The 16,271-nt window shown below is 65.7% G+C and carries 15 protein-coding genes; 5 read left to right on the forward strand and 10 right to left on the reverse strand.

Going from position 1 to position 16,271, the window contains the following annotated elements; all coding sequences use genetic code 11:
- The first annotated feature begins 58 nt into the window (after positions 1-58).
- Positions 59-526, forward strand: a complete 468-nt coding sequence (locus CTR55_RS23720; RefSeq protein WP_296289916.1) for a hypothetical protein — start codon at positions 59-61, stop codon at positions 524-526.
- Here the strand turns inward: CTR55_RS23720 and CTR55_RS23725 are convergent.
- From CTR55_RS23725 to tkt, 8 genes are all read right to left on the reverse strand, one after another.
- Positions 520-1,017, reverse strand: a complete 498-nt coding sequence (locus CTR55_RS23725; protein ID WP_296289918.1) for a M48 family metallopeptidase — start codon at positions 1,015-1,017, stop codon at positions 520-522. The genes CTR55_RS23720 and CTR55_RS23725 overlap by 7 nt on opposite strands.
- Before the next feature lie 48 nt (positions 1,018-1,065).
- On the reverse strand, positions 1,066-1,836 hold the full coding sequence (locus CTR55_RS23730) for a class I SAM-dependent methyltransferase (RefSeq protein WP_296289920.1): 771 nt from the start codon (positions 1,834-1,836) through the stop codon (positions 1,066-1,068).
- Between the two features lie 37 nt (positions 1,837-1,873).
- Positions 1,874-2,305, reverse strand: coding sequence for a hypothetical protein (locus CTR55_RS23735; protein WP_296289922.1), 432 nt, complete (start codon positions 2,303-2,305; stop codon positions 1,874-1,876).
- Positions 2,306-2,378: 73 nt separating this feature from the next.
- The gene (gene fba, locus CTR55_RS23740; RefSeq protein ID WP_296289924.1) at positions 2,379-3,443 is read right to left on the reverse strand and encodes a class II fructose-bisphosphate aldolase; all 1,065 of its coding nucleotides are present in this window, start codon (positions 3,441-3,443) and stop codon (positions 2,379-2,381) included.
- A 119-nt stretch (positions 3,444-3,562) separates the two neighbouring features.
- Complete coding sequence (locus tag CTR55_RS23745) at positions 3,563-3,898, reverse strand: MliC family protein (RefSeq protein ID WP_296289925.1); 336 nt, start codon at positions 3,896-3,898, stop codon at positions 3,563-3,565.
- Positions 3,899-4,323: 425 nt separating this feature from the next.
- Complete coding sequence (locus CTR55_RS23755; RefSeq protein ID WP_296289929.1) at positions 4,324-5,487, reverse strand: phosphoglycerate kinase; 1,164 nt, start codon at positions 5,485-5,487, stop codon at positions 4,324-4,326.
- Between the two features lie 28 nt (positions 5,488-5,515).
- Positions 5,516-6,562, reverse strand: coding sequence for an erythrose-4-phosphate dehydrogenase (epd, locus tag CTR55_RS23760; RefSeq protein WP_296289931.1), 1,047 nt, complete (start codon positions 6,560-6,562; stop codon positions 5,516-5,518).
- Between the two features lie 59 nt (positions 6,563-6,621).
- Positions 6,622-8,619: a transketolase gene (tkt, locus tag CTR55_RS23765; protein ID WP_296289933.1), complete on the reverse strand. Its 1,998-nt coding sequence runs from the start codon at positions 8,617-8,619 to the stop codon at positions 6,622-6,624.
- Positions 8,620-8,844: 225 nt separating this feature from the next.
- Here tkt and CTR55_RS23770 point away from each other — a divergent pair, with 225 nt between their 5' ends.
- From CTR55_RS23770 to ligB, 3 genes are all read left to right on the forward strand, one after another.
- A complete protein-coding gene (locus CTR55_RS23770; RefSeq protein WP_296289935.1) occupies positions 8,845-9,846 on the forward strand; it encodes a metalloregulator ArsR/SmtB family transcription factor in 1,002 nt (333 codons plus the stop codon).
- An 18-nt stretch (positions 9,847-9,864) separates the two neighbouring features.
- Entirely contained in the window at positions 9,865-11,055 is a 1,191-nt protein-coding gene (gene metK / locus CTR55_RS23775) for a methionine adenosyltransferase (RefSeq protein ID WP_296289936.1), read from the forward strand.
- 280 nt (positions 11,056-11,335) lie between these two features.
- Positions 11,336-13,003, forward strand: coding sequence for an NAD-dependent DNA ligase LigB (gene ligB / locus CTR55_RS23780; protein ID WP_296289938.1), 1,668 nt, complete (start codon positions 11,336-11,338; stop codon positions 13,001-13,003).
- 5 nt (positions 13,004-13,008) lie between these two features.
- Here ligB and CTR55_RS23785 read toward each other — a convergent pair whose 3' ends face one another.
- On the reverse strand, positions 13,009-14,313 hold the full coding sequence (locus CTR55_RS23785; RefSeq protein WP_296289940.1) for a ferric reductase-like transmembrane domain-containing protein: 1,305 nt from the start codon (positions 14,311-14,313) through the stop codon (positions 13,009-13,011).
- A gap of 173 nt (positions 14,314-14,486) precedes the next feature.
- On the opposite strand from CTR55_RS23785, the gene CTR55_RS23790 reads away from it, so the two are divergent.
- Entirely contained in the window at positions 14,487-15,233 is a 747-nt protein-coding gene (locus tag CTR55_RS23790) for a metallophosphoesterase (RefSeq protein WP_296289942.1), read from the forward strand.
- Here the strand turns inward: CTR55_RS23790 and CTR55_RS23795 are convergent.
- On the reverse strand, positions 15,230-16,213 hold the full coding sequence (locus CTR55_RS23795; protein WP_296289943.1) for an alpha/beta fold hydrolase: 984 nt from the start codon (positions 16,211-16,213) through the stop codon (positions 15,230-15,232). The genes CTR55_RS23790 and CTR55_RS23795 overlap by 4 nt on opposite strands.
- Positions 16,214-16,271 lie beyond the last annotated feature (58 nt).

Consider the following 16,271-nt stretch of genomic DNA (forward strand, 5'->3'; position numbering starts at 1 on the left):
GACCGACCCCATCCGGCGCGTCAGGGGCTTCCCGCAGCAACTTCGTCAGGAGTTTCGGATGCAGCGCCCCCTGCTCGGCTGGCTGTTCTGCCTGATCGCCCTCCTGCTCGGCGCACCGCTGCTGCGCCTGCTCGCGCAGCCGCGCTCGCTCGAGCCAGCTCCCGACCTCGTTTATCTCGACCAATTGTTTGCCGTACTGCTAGCCAGTACTGGCCTGGCAGGCCTGCTGATTGCCTACCTGTTGCGCCTGGCGGGACGAACCCTGGCGGCCCTGGCGCTGCTCTTGCCGGCGATCATTCTCTGCGCCTGGCACCTCACCCACACCCACCTCGGCCCGGTATCGCCGACCCTGGAGCAATACCAGCAGTTGCTGGCCGGCCTGACGGTCTACGCACTGGCACTGGCGGGGATCAATTGGCTGAACCAGGGAGAACACGGTCCGCGCGCAGCGCTGCGCTACCTGGGCCTCGCCTTGCTGCTGCCCTGGTGCCTGGGGCTGTTCTACCTGGGGCGTCTTTACTACTGAAGCAGGTCACGCCAGGTCAGGTAGACGCGCAGGTCGAACTCCAGCTGATGGTAGCCAGGCAGCATGTGCTCGCAGAGCTGGTAGAACGCCTTGCTGTGGTCGCGCTCCTTCAAGTGCGCCAGTTCGTGGACGACGATCATCTGCAGAAACTCGGGTGCGGCGTCCTTGAACAGCGAGGCGACACGGATTTCCTTCTTCGCCTTGAGCTTGCCGCCCTGTACGCGCGAGATCGCCGTGTTCAGCCCCAGCGCCCGCTGCACCACATCCAGCTTGTTGTCGTAGAGCACCTTGTCCACCGCCGGCGCGGTGCGCATGAACTGCTGCTTGAGGTCCATGGCGTAGCCGTACAGCGCCTTGTCGCTCTGCACATCGTGGCGAGCGGGATAGCGGCGCTCCAGGTACTGGCCGAGGCGGTTCTGCTCGATGAGCTGGCGCACCTGATCCTGGAGCTGTGGCGGGTAGGCCTGGAGATAGCGAAGCGGCTGCTGCATGGGGAACGACTGGCGGGGAAGCGGCCGCCAGTCTACCGCATTCCCCGATCAGGCCAGCGCGCGAGTGCTGTAGGCCTCGGTGCGATAAGGGAAGGCGATCTCGCTGCGCCCTTTCAGCGCCGGGTGCGTGGCGATCAGCTCGCGCAGTTGTTCGGCGACGCGCTGCTTCTGCTCGTCGGGCAGGGCCGCGATGAAGCTCACCGAAAGCGTCCGCGCGACAATCACCTGCTCTGGCGGACCGATGTGCTGGTAGCTGAACTCGCGCAGTCGCAGATCCTCGAAGCGCGACCCGGCAAAAGCACGGCGCCACTGCCCGGTATGGAAGCGCGGCGTGCTGCCCTCATAGCGCTCGAGGATGCGAGTTACCTGGGCGACCCAGTCGACCCGCTCGTCGCGCACGTTCCAGACCAGCCCAAGGTGGCCGCCTGGCCGCAGGACGCGATGGATTTCATCCAGCGCCCGCTCATCGGCGAACCAGTGGAAAGCCTGGGCACAGGTCAACCCATCGACGCTTGCCGTCACCAGCGGCATTGCCTGGGCCGTTCCATTGAGCACCTTCACGGCAGGCAGCGACGTACTGAGTTGTTCGCGCATCGCCGCCACCGGCTCGATGGCGGTGACTTGCGCACCGGTGCGCAGCAACAGGGAGGTGAACTTCCCGGTACCCGCACCGAGGTCGACCACTTCCTTGCCGGCGCCTATGCCCAGCTCCTCACCGAGCCAGCCCAACAGCTCGTCGGGATAGTCCGGGCGTCCGTGGGCGTAGGCCTTCGCTTCACGGGAGAAACCTTCCTGCGCACTGCCATGTACATCCGTCATCGTGCCTCCAGAGCCCGCCCGGCCCGAGCACCAGCGCTCAGCGGAACCGGCAGGCCTTGCCGTCGAGAGTGGTCTTTCCATCAAGGTAACTACGGTAGCAGCTGAGCAGGCGCGATTCCTTGATACGACAGCGCTTCTGCCGGCATTCGCTGGAGAACTCGAAGCGGCCGCCGTCCGGATCGGCCAGTTGGATGCGAATCGCCGGCCAGCCCTTCTTCGGCGCCTTCTCCGGCGTACTCAGTACGCGGTTCTCGTTCTCCACCAGCGCCGCGCCCGCCTCGGCATAGTCGAAGACGAACAGCAGGGTGCGCGAAGTCTTCAGCGTGCACTCCTGATGGGTCAGGCAGTTCTGCGCATCCGCCGGCAGGTCTGCCGGCGGCTTGGGCGGCGGTGCCGAGGGCTGCGCCGGGTGCAGCGAACAGCCGGCCAGCAGCATCAGCAACAACAAGGGGAACAAGGCACGCGGCATCGGCGATTTCCTTCTGGCGGATACGAAAGAGCCCCGCAAGGCGGGGCTCTTCAGGGACAAAGCCGGAGCGGGATCAGTTGATCTTCGCTGCCAGCTCACCCTTGGCGTAACGCTGGAACATGTCTTCCAGGGAGATCGGTTTGATCTTGGAGGCATGACCGGCGGTGCCGAAGGCTTCGTAGCGGGCGATGCAGATATCACGCATGGCAACGATGGTCTTGGCGAAGAACTTGCGCGGGTCGAACTCGCTCGGCTGCTCGGCCATCATGCGGCGGATGGCACCGGTGGAGGCCAGACGCAGGTCGGTGTCGATGTTGACCTTGCGCACGCCGTGCTTGATGCCTTCGACGATTTCCTCGACCGGCACACCGTAGGTTTCCTTGATGTCGCCGCCGAACTCGTTGATCACCTTCAGCCACTCTTGCGGCACCGAGGAGGAGCCGTGCATCACCAGGTGGGTGTTGGGGATGCGCTTGTGGATTTCCTTGATGCGCTCAATGGAGAGCACGTCACCGGTCGGCGGCTTGGTGAACTTGTAGGCACCGTGGCTGGTGCCGATGGCGATGGCCAGGGCGTCGACCTGGGTCTTCTTGACGAAGTCGGCGGCTTCTTCCGGGTCGGTCAGCAGTTGGCTGTGATCCAGCACGCCTTCGGCGCCAACGCCGTCTTCTTCGCCGGCCATGCCGGTTTCCAGGGAGCCCAGGCAACCCAGTTCACCTTCCACGGATACGCCGCAGGCGTGAGCGAAGGCAACGGTCTGCTGGGTGACGCGGACGTTGTAGTCGTAGTCGGCCGGGGTCTTGCCGTCTTCCCTCAGCGAGCCGTCCATCATGACGGAGGAGAAGCCCAGCTGGATCGAGCGCTGGCAGACATCAGGGCTGGTGCCGTGGTCCTGGTGCATGCACACCGGGATGTGCGGGAATTCTTCGATGGCCGCGAGGATCAGGTGGCGCAGGAAGGGCGCACCGGCGTATTTGCGGGCACCGGCGGAGGCCTGCACGATCACCGGGGAATCGGTCTTGTCGGCCGCTTCCATGATGGCGCGCATCTGCTCGAGGTTGTTGACGTTGAAAGCCGGAACGCCGTAGCCGAACTCGGCGGCGTGATCCAGCATTTGGCGCATGCTGATGAGTGCCATGGTTTTCGCTTCTCCCAGAAGTCAGGCCCGTTTACACGAGCCCGTAAATACATGTTTGGAAGCCTGCCGCAGGGGCAGGCCGTGTTCAAGCCTTCCGGCGCGGGCCGGACAGCCGGCGCTCAGGGCGCCTTGCAACCACGGCCGATCAGGTCGTTGCTCTCGACCCAGTAGACCAGGCCCTGGTCGCCTTTGATGCTCAAACCGATCAGCCCGTCGCTATAGAAAGCGCCGGAGCCGCCGGGTTCCTCTTCCAGGTGATGCACTACGTCGTCCTCACCCAGCTTCAGGTCGACCACCGACTTGCTGGGGTCGACGTAACGCCACCGCACCTCTGCCTTACTGTCGCAGACCCAGTGATTCCAGCCACTGCTCGAACGGGTGTTGCCATCGGACGAATGGCTGGAGCACCCCGCTACCAGCAAAAGGGCCAGGGCCGGGACGATATAACGCAGCATCGGGCGATTCTCCTTCGGACGGACACGCCGCCGGCTATCCAATGCGCCAGATTGCCCGTCCCATCAAGGGAACGCCAGTGCCGCCCGCGCTCGGGCACAAGCGACACCGTCAGATCGTGATCCTGACCGCCAGAGCGCCGCCTCAGGGACAGTTTACCGGCTTCTGGTCAGGCATTGGATCGCCGCTGCTCTGGCTTTCCACCCGCTCGCGACTCTGGTCCGAAGGCACCATGACCGAAGGCGGGCTCATCACTTCACAGGTACTGGGGGCTCCACCGCTTCCGGCACAGCCCATCAGCACGAGGCAAAACGACAGCACAGGGGTGACAGCTCGCATGACCTTTCTCCTTGGCATCCGTACAAGGCTTGTGACCCGAGGATGCCGCAGAGGTTTGCATTACTGTCACCCGGCAGTGCCGCCTGAATCAGGCCTTGGCGCGCTGCTCCAGCACTTCCACGGCAGGCAGGACCTTGCCCTCGACGAACTCGAGGAAGGCACCACCACCGGTGGAAATGTAGGAGATCTGCTCACCGATACCATACTTGTCGATGGCCGCCAGGGTGTCGCCACCGCCAGCGATGCTGAAGGCGGAGCCTTCGGCGATAGCTTTGGCCAGGGTTTTGGTGCCTTCGCCGAACTGGTCGAACTCGAACACGCCGACCGGACCGTTCCACAGGATGGTCTTGGAGGTCTTCAGCAGCTCGGCGAACTGGGCGGCGGTCTTCGGGCCGATGTCCAGGATCATGTCGTCGTCGGCCACGTCAGCGATGTCCTTGACGGTGGCGACGGCGGTTTCGGCGAACTCCTTGGCGACGACCACGTCCACCGGCAGCGGCACGCTGACCTTGGCGGCGATGGCCTTGGCGGTGTCAACTAGGTCGGCTTCGTACAGCGACTTGCCAACCTTGTAGCCCGCCGCGGCGAGGAAGGTATTGGCAATGCCACCGCCGACGATCAGCTGGTCGCAGATCAGCGCCAGGCTGTTGAGCACGTCGAGCTTGGTGGACACCTTGGAGCCGGCGACGATGGCCGCCATCGGGCGCGCCGGGTTGCCCAGGGCCTTGCCCAGGGCTTCCAGCTCGGCGGCCAGCAGCGGGCCGGCCGCGGCTACCTTGGCGAACTTGGCTACGCCGTGGGTGGAACCCTCGGCGCGGTGGGCGGTGCCGAATGCGTCCATGACGAACACGTCGCACAGGGCGGCGTATTGCTGGGCCAACTCGTCGACGTTCTTCTTCTCGCCCTTGTTGAAGCGCACGTTCTCGAACAGCACGACTTCACCCGGCTTCACTTCGACGCCACCCAGGTAGTCCTTGACCAGCGGCACCGCGCGGCCCAGGGCCTTGGACAGGTAGTCGGCGACCGGCTGCAGGCTGTTCTCGGCGGAGAATTCGCCTTCGGTCGGGCGGCCCAGGTGCGAGCAGACCATCACCGCCGCGCCCTTCTCCAGGGCCAGCTTGATGGTCGGCAGCGAGGCCAGGATGCGCGCGTCGCTCTTGACCACACCGTCCTTCACCGGAACGTTGAGGTCTTCGCGGATCAGCACGCGCTTACCTTGGAGGTCGAGGTCGGTCATCTTCAACACGGTCATGACAGTCAGTCCTGTTGGGGCTGTTTGATTAACGTTCGGTAGCGGCGACCCGCAGGAAGTGCCCTGCGGTGTCGAGCATGCGGTTGGCGAACCCCCACTCGTTGTCGAACCAGGCCAGCACGTTCACCAGGCGGGGGCCGGAAACGCGGGTCTGGCTGCCATCGACGATGGCCGAGTGCGGGTCGTGATTGAAATCGCAGCTGGCGTGGGGCAGCTCGGTGTACGCCAGCAGGCCTTTCAGCGGGCCTTCGGTGGCGGCCTGGCGCAGCACGCGGTTGATCTCCTCGGCGGACGTATCGCGGGAGACCTGCAGGGTGATGTCCAGGGCCGAGACGTTCACCGTCGGCACCCGAATGGCTTTGGCCTGGATTCGCCCGGCGAGTTCCGGCAGCAGGCGTTCGATGCCACGCGCCAGCCCCGTGGACACCGGAATCACCGACTGGAAGGCCGAGCGCGTGCGGCGCAGGTCTTCGTGGTGGTAGGCGTCGATCACCGGCTGGTCGTTCATCGCCGAGTGGATGGTGGTGATCGAGACGTACTCGATGCCCACCGCCTCGTTCAGCAACTTGAGCAGCGGCACGCTGCAGTTGGTGGTGCAGGATGCGTTGGAGACCAGCGCCTCAGCGCCGGAGAGTCCCTGCTGGTTGATGCCGAAGACCACGGTGGCGTCGATGTCCGCCTCGCTGGCCATCGGCTGGGAGAACAGCACCCGTGGTGCGCCGGCACCGAGGAAACGCTCACCGTCGGCGCGGGTGTTGTAGACCCCGGAGCATTCCAGCACCAGGTCGATGTCCAGGCCGCGCCAGTCGATGGCCTCGGGCTCGGCTTCGCGGAACACCTTCACGCAGTCGCCACCCACATGCAGGCAGCCGTCGGCCACGCTCACCTCGCCGGGGAAGCGACCGTGGGTGGAGTCGAAGCGGGTCAGGTATTCCAGGCTGGCCAGGTCCGCCAGGTCGTTCAGCGCAACGATGGAGAAATCAGCCTTGGCGCCGCGTTCGTGCAGGGCACGGAACACGCAGCGGCCGATACGGCCGTAGCCGTTGAGGGCAACTCGGTAAGGGCGCTTGGACATTGTTATCCCTTGGTGATCGCTGCCGGGGCGTGGCGCGCCCCGGCAGGTTCAGGCGCTCGTCAGGCTTCGAGCAGCTCGGCGGCGATTTCCAGCACGTTCTCGACGGTGAAGCCGAAGTGCTCGAACAGCGCCGGGGCCGGGGCCGACTCACCGAAGGTGGTCATGCCGATAACGCGACCTTCCAGACCGACGTACTTGTACCAGTAGTCAGCGTGGGCAGCTTCGATGGCAATGCGCGCCGCCACCTGAACCGGCAGCACGGCCTGCTTGTAGCCGGCGTCCTGTTGCTCGAAGACGCTGGTGCAGGGCATGGAGACCACGCGCACCTTGCGGCCTTCGGCGCTGAGCTTGTCGAACGCCTGGACGGCCAGGCCGACTTCGGAGCCGGTGGCGATCAGGATCAGTTCCGGCTCGCCGTCGCAGTCCTTCAGCACGTAGGCGCCACGGGCCACGTCGGCCAGCTGGGCGGCATCGCGCGGCTGGTGCGGCAGGTTCTGGCGGCTAAAGATCAGCGCGGACGGGCCATCGTTACGCTCGATGGCGTATTTCCAGGCCACTGCGGATTCCACGGCATCGGCCGGGCGCCAGGTGTCCAGGTTTGGCGTCATGCGCAGGCTGGCAATCTGCTCGATCGGCTGGTGAGTAGGGCCGTCTTCGCCCAGACCGATGGAGTCGTGGGTGAACACGTAGAGCACGCGCTGCTTCATCAGGGCGGACATGCGCACTGCGTTGCGGGCGTATTCCATGAAGATCAGGAAGGTCGCGCCGTACGGGATGAAGCCGCCGTGCAGGGCCACGCCGTTCATGATGGCGCTCATGCCGAACTCGCGCACGCCGTAGAACAGGTAGTTGCCGTTGGCGTCGTCGGCGCTCACGCCCTTGCAGCCCTTCCACAGGGTCAGGTTGGAACCGGCTAGGTCGGCGGAGCCGCCCAGCAGCTCCGGCAGCAGCGGACCGAAGGCGTTCAGGGCGTTCTGGCTGGCCTTGCGGCTGGCAATGGTCTCGCCCTTCAGGGCGACGTCGGCGACGTAGGCCGCGGCCTTCTCGGCGAAGTCGGCCGGCAGCTCACCGGCAACGCGGCGCTCGAACTCGGCGGCCAGTTCCGGGTGCGCGGCCTGGTAGGCGGCGAAACGCTTGTTCCACTCGGCTTCGCGGGTGGCGCCGGTGTCCTTGGCGCTCCACTCGGCGTAGATATCTGCGGGCACTTCGAACGGAGCGTGGTTCCAGCCCAGCGCGGCGCGGGTGGCAGCCACTTCGTCGACGCCCAGGGCGGCGCCGTGGCTTTCTTCCTTGCCCTGCTTGTTCGGCGAGCCGAAGCCGATGATGGTCTTGCAGCAGATCAGGGTCGGTGCGTCGCTCTTGCGGGCGGTGTCGATGGCGGTCTTGATCTCGTCGGCGTCATGTCCGTCGACGTTGCGGATCACCTGCCAGCCGTAGGCTTCGAAGCGCTTGGGAGTGTCGTCGGTGAACCAGCCGTGGACTTCGCCATCGATGGAGATGCCGTTGTCGTCGTAGAAGGCGACCAGCTTGTTCAGGCGCAGGGTGCCGGCCAGCGAGGCGACTTCATGGGAGATGCCCTCCATCATGCAGCCGTCGCCCAGGAAGGCGTAGGTGTAGTGGTCGACGATGCTGTGGCCGTCGCGGTTGAACTGTGCGGCCAGCACTTTCTCGGCCAGCGCCATGCCCACGGCGTTGGCGATGCCCTGGCCCAGCGGGCCGGTGGTGGTCTCGACGCCGGCGGTGTAGCCGTATTCCGGGTGACCCGGAGTGCGCGAACCCATCTGGCGGAAGCTCTTCAGGTCGTCGACGGTGACGTCGTAACCGGTGAGGTGCAGCAGCGAGTAGATCAGCATCGAGCCGTGGCCGTTGGACAGCACGAAGCGGTCACGGTCAGCCCACTGCGGGTTGCTCGGGTTGTGCTTGAGGTAGTCGCGCCACAGCACTTCGGCGATATCCGCCATGCCCATGGGGGCGCCGGGATGGCCGCTGTTGGCTTTCTGCACGGCATCCATGCTCAGTGCGCGGATGGCGTTGGCTCGCTCACGACGGCTGGGCATCGCTGAATCTCCTGCGGGGGCTGCTTCGAAAGATCGAAGGGAATGAAAAAAGGCCGGTATTTTCGCCCAGCCACCCCCTGCGGGGCAATGACAGATCGGCAGATGCCTGATGCAAGGCACGCCCATGAGCTATCCAACGGGTCAAAAACCACTCATCCGTCAATATCAAAACTTTTTGATACAGCTATTGCCCACCCCGGGAGCCACGACTAGACTGCGCGACCTATGAGTCTGCGCCTGCCCGAAATCCGCCACGACGATTGCGACCAGTTGGCTGCCCTGTGCAAGGCCGGCGGCGATCCGCTGCGGCTGAACGTCCTGCGGGTGCTGGCCAACGATTCGTTCGGCGTGCTGGAGCTGGCGCATATCTTCGGCGTCCGCCAGTCGGGCATGAGCCACCACCTGAAGGTGCTGGCCCAGGCCGGGCTGGTCGCGACCCGCCGCGAAGGCAATGCGATCTTCTATCGCCGCGCGCTGCCCCAGGGCGAAAGCCTGGGTGGCACGCTGCACGGGGCACTGCTCGAAGAAGTGGACGAACTGGCACTGGCCGACGACGTCAGCGCCCGCATCGATGGCGTGCACGCCCAGCGTGCCACCGTCAGTCGCGACTACTTCGCCCGCAGCGCGGAGAAGTTCCAGGCGACCCAGGACCTGATCGCAGGACTGCCGCAATACCGCGAAAGCGTGCTGGCGCTGCTCGATGCACTGAGCTTCGCCCCCGGCGCCACGGCGCTGGAAGTCGGCCCCGGTGACGGCGGATTCCTCCCCGAACTGGCCCGGCGCTTCGGTCAGGTCACCGCGCTGGACAACAGCCAGACCATGCTCGAGATGGCGCGGCAACGTTGCGCCAGCGAAGGTTTGAACAACGTCCGGCTGCGGCTGGGCGACGCCCTGCAGGATGTCGACGACGCGGCGGACTGCGTGGTGCTGAACATGGTGCTGCACCACTTCGCCGCACCCGCGGAGGCCGTGAAGCAGCTGGCGCACCTGGTGAAGCCCGGTGGCAGCCTGCTGGTGACCGAACTCTGCAGCCACGACCAGAGCTGGGCACGCGAGGCCTGTGGTGATCTCTGGCTGGGGTTCGAACAGGAAGACCTGGCCCTCTGGGCCGACGCCGCCGGGCTCGCGTCCGGCGAAAGTGTGTACATCGGTTTACGTAATGGCTTTCAGATCCAGGTACGGCACTTCGCCAAGCCGGATTCGCGAAGCGTCCTCACCCACCGGTAATTGAATGGGAACCGTTAGATGAGCGAATACTCAGTTTTCACCTCCGAATCCGTCTCCGAAGGCCATCCGGACAAGATCGCGGACCAGATTTCCGATGCGGTGCTCGACGCCATCATCGCCAAGGACAAATACGCCCGCGTGGCCTGCGAAACCCTGGTGAAGACCGGTGTCGCAATCATCGCCGGTGAAGTCACCACTTCCGCCTGGGTCGACCTCGAAGACCTGGTGCGCAAGGTCATTATCGACATCGGCTACAACAGCTCCGACGTCGGCTTCGACGGCGCCACCTGCGGCGTACTGAACATCATCGGCAAGCAGTCGGTGGACATCAACCAGGGCGTCGACCGCGCCAAGCCGGAAGACCAGGGCGCCGGCGACCAGGGCCTGATGTTCGGCTACGCCAGCAACGAAACCGACGTGCTGATGCCCGCGCCGATCTGCTTCTCCCACCGTCTGGTGGAGCGTCAGGCCGAGGCCCGCAAATCCGGCCTGCTGCCGTGGCTGCGCCCGGACGCCAAGTCCCAGGTCACCTGCCGCTACGAAGGCGGCAAGGTCGTCGGCATCGACGCCATCGTCCTGTCCACCCAGCACAACCCGGAAGTCAGCAACAAGGACCTGCGCGAAGGCGTGATGGAGCTGATCATCAAGCAGGTGCTGCCGGCCGAGCTGCTGCACAAGGACACCCAGTTCCACATCAACCCGACCGGCAACTTCGTGATCGGCGGCCCGGTGGGCGACTGCGGCCTGACCGGCCGCAAGATCATCGTCGACTCCTACGGCGGCATGGCCCGTCACGGCGGCGGCGCGTTCTCCGGCAAGGACCCGTCCAAGGTCGACCGTTCCGCTGCCTACGCCGGCCGCTACGTGGCCAAGAACATCGTCGCCGCCGGCCTGGCCGAGCGTTGCGAGATCCAGGTGTCCTACGCCATCGGCGTGGCCCAGCCGACCTCCATCTCGATCAACACCTTCGGCACCGGCAAGATCAGCGATGAAAAGATCGTCCAGCTGGTCCGCGAGCACTTCGACCTGCGTCCGTACGCAATCACCAAGATGCTCGACCTGCTGCACCCGATGTACCAGCCGACCGCAGCCTACGGCCACTTCGGTCGCAGCCCGTTCGAAATGACCTACGGTGACGATACCTTCACCGCCTTCACCTGGGAGCGCACCGACAAGGCTGCCGCCCTGCGTGACGCAGCCGGTCTGTAAGACCCGGCTGCAGGAAAAGCCCCGCCTTGGCGGGGCTTTTTCGTTTCTGGGGCGCCCCTTCGCGAGCAAGCTCGCTCCTACAAACAGCGTCACTGACGTCTACCTGTAGGAGCGCGCTTGCTCGCCAAACAGCCCAAGCGATAAGGAAACTACCTCGCGATGCCAGGCTTTTGCGTTTCCGCCGTCCGACAAAACGTACCGAAGAATCCACGAGCTTCCGGGCCCAGGCCGCCACCGAGGACTTCTAGCCTTGGGGTTCTCCGCCGCACGGATGCCCGCCATGCCCCGCCTGACTCTCGCCTTGTTGCTTTGCCTGCCGGCCCTGGCGCACGGCTGCCCTGACTGGACGCCCGAACAAGCCGCCGAAGAGACTGGCGCGCTGCGGACGCAACTGGGCCGCTGGGACGACGCCTATCACCGTGACGGGCAGTCTCCCGTCGCCGATGAACTCTACGACCAGGCTCGCGAACGCCTACAGCAGTGGCAGGCGTGCTTCCCGCAAACCCTTGCCGCCCCCGAGGCGCCGCTGGCCAGCAGCGCCGGGGAAGTCCGCCATCCCTTCGTCCACACCGGGCTGGACAAGCTTCCCGATGCCTCGGCCGTGCGTACCTGGCTGGCGAACCGCAGTGATCTCTGGGTGCAGCCCAAAGTCGACGGCGTAGCGGTCACGCTGATCTACCGCAACGGCCGGCTCACCCAGGCGATCAGCCGTGGCGACGGCACCAGTGGCCAGGACTGGACTGCCAATGCGCAGCGGATTGCAGCAATCCCCAAGGAGTTGCCCGGCGCGGGCGGTGACCTGGTACTGCAAGGCGAGCTGTACTGGCGTCTGCCGCAGCATGTACAGGCGCTGAACGGCGGTGCGGGCGCACGCGGCAAGGTCGCCGGGCTGATGGCGCGCAAGGAGCTCAGCGACGAGGGCGCGCAGATCGGCCTGTTCGTCTGGGAGCTGCCGGACGGCCCGCTGGAGATGCCCGAGCGCCTGGCACGCCTGCGCCAGCTGGGTTTCGACGACAGCGCCGAGCTGACCGAGGCGGTGGCAGGGCCGAGTGAAATCGAAGCCTGGCGCGAACGCTGGTATCGCCAGCCGCTGCCGTTTGCCAGCGACGGCATCGTCATCCGCCAGGGCCGCCGACCACCGGGCAAGGCCTGGAGCGCACAGGCACCGGGCTGGGCAGTGGCCTGGAAGTACCCGCATCAACAGGTATTGGCCGAGGTGCGGCGCGTGGAGTTCAAGGTCGGCCGCAGCGGGCGGGTGACGCCGGTGTTGCATCTGGCACCCGTGGAACTGGACGGGCGAACCATCCAGCGCGTCGGCGCCGGCTCGCTCAAGCGCTGGCGCAGCCTCGATATCCGGCCCGGTGATCAGGTCGCCATTGCCCTTGCCGGGCTGACCATCCCGCGCCTGGACGGCGTGGTCTGGCGCTCGCCGATTCGCCCCGAAATGGCGGTACCCACGGACGAGCAGTTCAACGCCCTCTCCTGCTGGCAGCCTACCGAGGGCTGCGAGGAACAGTTTCTCGCCCGCCTCGATTGGCTGGGCGGCAAGCGTGGCCTGGGGCTTTCCGGCGTCGGCCCGGGCACCTGGCGGCGCCTGCACGAAACCGGCCTGCTGGCGGGGCTGCTCGACTGGATGATGCTGCCCCCGGAGCAACTGAGCCAGGTACCCGGCCTGGGCGAGCGCAGCGCCGCCAGTCTCTACCAGCAGTTCCAGGTCGCTCGCCAACGTCCGTTCACTGTCTGGCTACGCGCGCTCGGCGCGCCCTCTCCCAACGCTCATCCAGCGGGAGAAGACTGGGCCTCCCTGGCCGCCCGCAGCGCATCGCAATGGCAGGAGCAACCGGGCGTCGGCAAGGTCCGCGCAAAGCAATTGGAAGCCTTCTTCAAGGCGCCGGAAGTCGTGCAGCTGCGCGAGCGGTTGCACGACCTCGGCATCGCCGGCTTCTGAGCGCCTCAGCGCATCTGGAACGCTTCCTGGTGGAAGCGGTTGTCCGGCATGCCCTGGCGGCGCAGATCGCGCCGCAGCAGCTCGGCCAGCGCCTGCGGGCCGCAGAACCAGACACTCGGCCAACGCCCCTGCGCACCGGGTTGCAGACCCAGGTCAGACGCCTGCAGATAGCCTTCGCTCTCGCTGTAATGCACGCGCAGATCGATGCGCGGCAGCTTCGCGCACAGCTCGCGCAGACGCCCGGCGTAGATGGCGTCCGAAGGTGAGCGCACGCAGTACAGCAGCGTCACTTCCGGGCTGTCTTCCGGCCGCCCCTGCAATGATTCGAGCCACGCCAGGAAAGGGGTGATACCGATACCGCCGGCGATCCAGACCTGCCGTTCGCCCTTGTCACGGCGGAAGTCAAAGCGGCCGTAGGGCCCTTCCACCTTCACCGGATCACCGACCTTCAGGCTGTCCTGAAGGCGTTGGGTGTAATCCCCCAGCGCCTTGATGCTGAAGCGCACCTCGCCGTCGCCACGGTCGCCACTGGAAAGGGTGAAGGGATGCTGGCCTTCCAGGCGATCGCAGGTCAGGAAGGCGAACTGCCCGGCACGGTGCTGCCAACGACCCTGCAGCTTGCAGGTGACTTCCAGCATGCGCTCGCCGGGGCGCTCGACTGCCACCACGACGCCTTGATGAGTACGCCGGCGACCGATCTGCCCAGCCAACGACCAGAGCGCGCACAGGCTGCCTACGGCCGCGCAGAGCGCCACCAGCCAGCCGATCGGCTGCGTCCAGTAACCGGCCGGCGCCAGCACCACGCCGTGGAAGGCGAGCACCAGGTAGACCACCGCGAGGGTTTTATGGACGTAGCGCCACAGGTGGTAGGGGAAGCGTTGCCACAGGGTGATGACCAGCATCGCCCCCAGCAGCCAGGCCGACCACTCGCCCAGGTCCTTGGCCGAACCGCGGAACACGTCGAGGAAGGTTTCCACCCGCGGGCCCTTGGCTGGCTTGGTGATGAACTCGGCGAGCAGCGGCCCGCCCAGCTCCATCAAGTAGTGCAGCAGGCCCAGCACGATGGCCAGGATGCCCGCCCACTTGTGCGCGCGGTACATGCGGTCGAGGCCGTCCAGCGGCTTCTCCAGCCACACCGGGCGCACCGCCAGCAGCATGATCAGTGACATCAGCGCGAAGGATGCGACGCCGGTGAAGAGGATGGCCTGTTTGCGCAGAACCCAGATATCCAGGGTTGCCGGCGGATCGACGAACAGCGCCAGGCCAAAGGTGGCCGCCACGGCCAGCAGTACGATCCAGATGAGTTTCATGAGTCCTCCTTGGGGCGCCAAAAGCAGCGGCCCAGACGGGAAGCTGAAGGAACCTTCTGAATCATCCCTTAATTTCGAAAGGTCTTTAGGTAGGCATCGGCAATGCCATGACTCATGTCAAACGTATCGTCCTTCGTTATCCTCGGCATACTCCTACAGACCAGTGAAATGCCATGCGCCTGCGAGTGCTGTCCGACCTCCACCACGAACACTTTCCCAATGGCCGCCGCGAACTGCCGCAGGCCGCGGCGGACATCGTCGTGCTGGCCGGAGACATTCACGAGCACCTGCAAGGTCTGCACTGGGCGCGCGAGGCATTCCCCGACAGCGAGATCATCTACGTCGCCGGCAACCACGAGTTCTACCATTCCGACCTGCCCGAGCTGACCCAGGCCATGCGCAACCTCGCCCAGGCGCTGGATATCCACTTCCTCGAGAAGGACGCGGTGGTCCTCGGCGGCGTTCGCTTCCTCGGCACCACGCTGTGGACGGACTTTCAACTTTACGGCGAGCGCGCCTCGGTACTGGCCTGCGAGCAGGCGCAGTTGCTGATGCCCGAATTCAGCACCGTGGACTACTTCACCCAGCCCTTCACACCGGAAATGAGCCGCGAACTGTGCGGCGCCAGCTGCGAATGGCTGGAGGGTGAACTGGCCCAGCCCTTTGCCGGCCCCACGGTGGTGGTGACGCACCATGCACCCAGCGCCCGCTCGATCCCCTCGCCCTATGTCGGCGACGCCCTGTCGCCGGCCTTCGCTTCGAACCTCGAAGACCTGGCCGAGCGCTGCGACCTGTGGATTCACGGGCATGTGCACGAGTGCCTGGACTACCGCCTCGGCAAGGCGCGGATCGTCGCCAACCCCGGCGCCTATCCTGGCGAAGACAGCGGTTTCGATCCCTGCCGGGTGATCGACCTCTAACGCACCAGTTCGTTAGGCGACAGGTCGCTGAAGAAACGCCAGATTTCAGCCGGTGCGTCCAGCTGCGGATCGCCCCGACCGAGCATCCGCGGCGGCCGGTAGAGCGACTGCGACAGCAGGTGCCCACCGCCGAAGACCGTCACCAGCTCCACTGGCGGCCCGCCATTCGCGGCCCAACGCTGCCGCTGCGTCCACACCGGGCCCGGCTGGGTCAGCCTGTCCACGCTCGGCTCGCCACCCTGGCCATTGCGCTGCGCCAGCGCGAGGGCGGAATCCTCGGCAGAGAGCACGTTACCGCGATCCCCGAAACCGAACAGCGTGACCCGGCCTCCGGCATAAGGATTGATCGGGTCACGCGTACCGTTCATCAACAGCGCGGCCTTGGGCTGTCCGGCGGAACGACAGGCATCGTTGTCGGCACTGGGCAGGCTGGCCGCCACGGCGGCGATACCAGCGACCTTGTCCGGCGCTTCGGCAGCCATGCGCAGGGCCATCTGCCCACCATTGGAGTAACCGGTGACGAACACCTGTGCGGGGTTGACGCCGCGTTCGCGTTGCAGGCGTTCGATCATGCCCGAGAGGAAGCCGACGTCATCGATGTTCAACCGACGTGCGCTATAGGACGCAGCCCGCCGGCAGTCATTCCAGTGGCCTTCGAAACCGTCAGGGTAGAGCACCAGAAAGCCGTCGCGGTCGGCCAGGGCATCGAAGCGGTAACCGCTATCGCTGCGCATGTGCTCGCCGTTGCTCTGCGAGCTGTGCAGCACCACCAGCAGCGCCGGGCGCTCAGCCACTTTCTGCGGTACGTAAAGCACATAACTGCGCCGTCGTTCTCCCTGGCGCACCGAGGCATCCTCGCTGCTGCCCGTCAGCACCGGTTGCCGCTTCAGCTCACCGGGCACGTACCACCAGCCGCCCACCAGCAGTGCCAACACCAGCAGTGCGATGAGTGTCTGCACGATCCGTATCGCTAGTCGCATCCATCACCTCCTTGCCCGTCCGGCGGGCCTTGCGAGCCCTGGCCTGTTCCTGGGGCCA

This window comes from Pseudomonas sp. (assembly GCF_002796985.1).
GTDB lineage: Bacteria > Pseudomonadota > Gammaproteobacteria > Pseudomonadales > Pseudomonadaceae > Pseudomonas.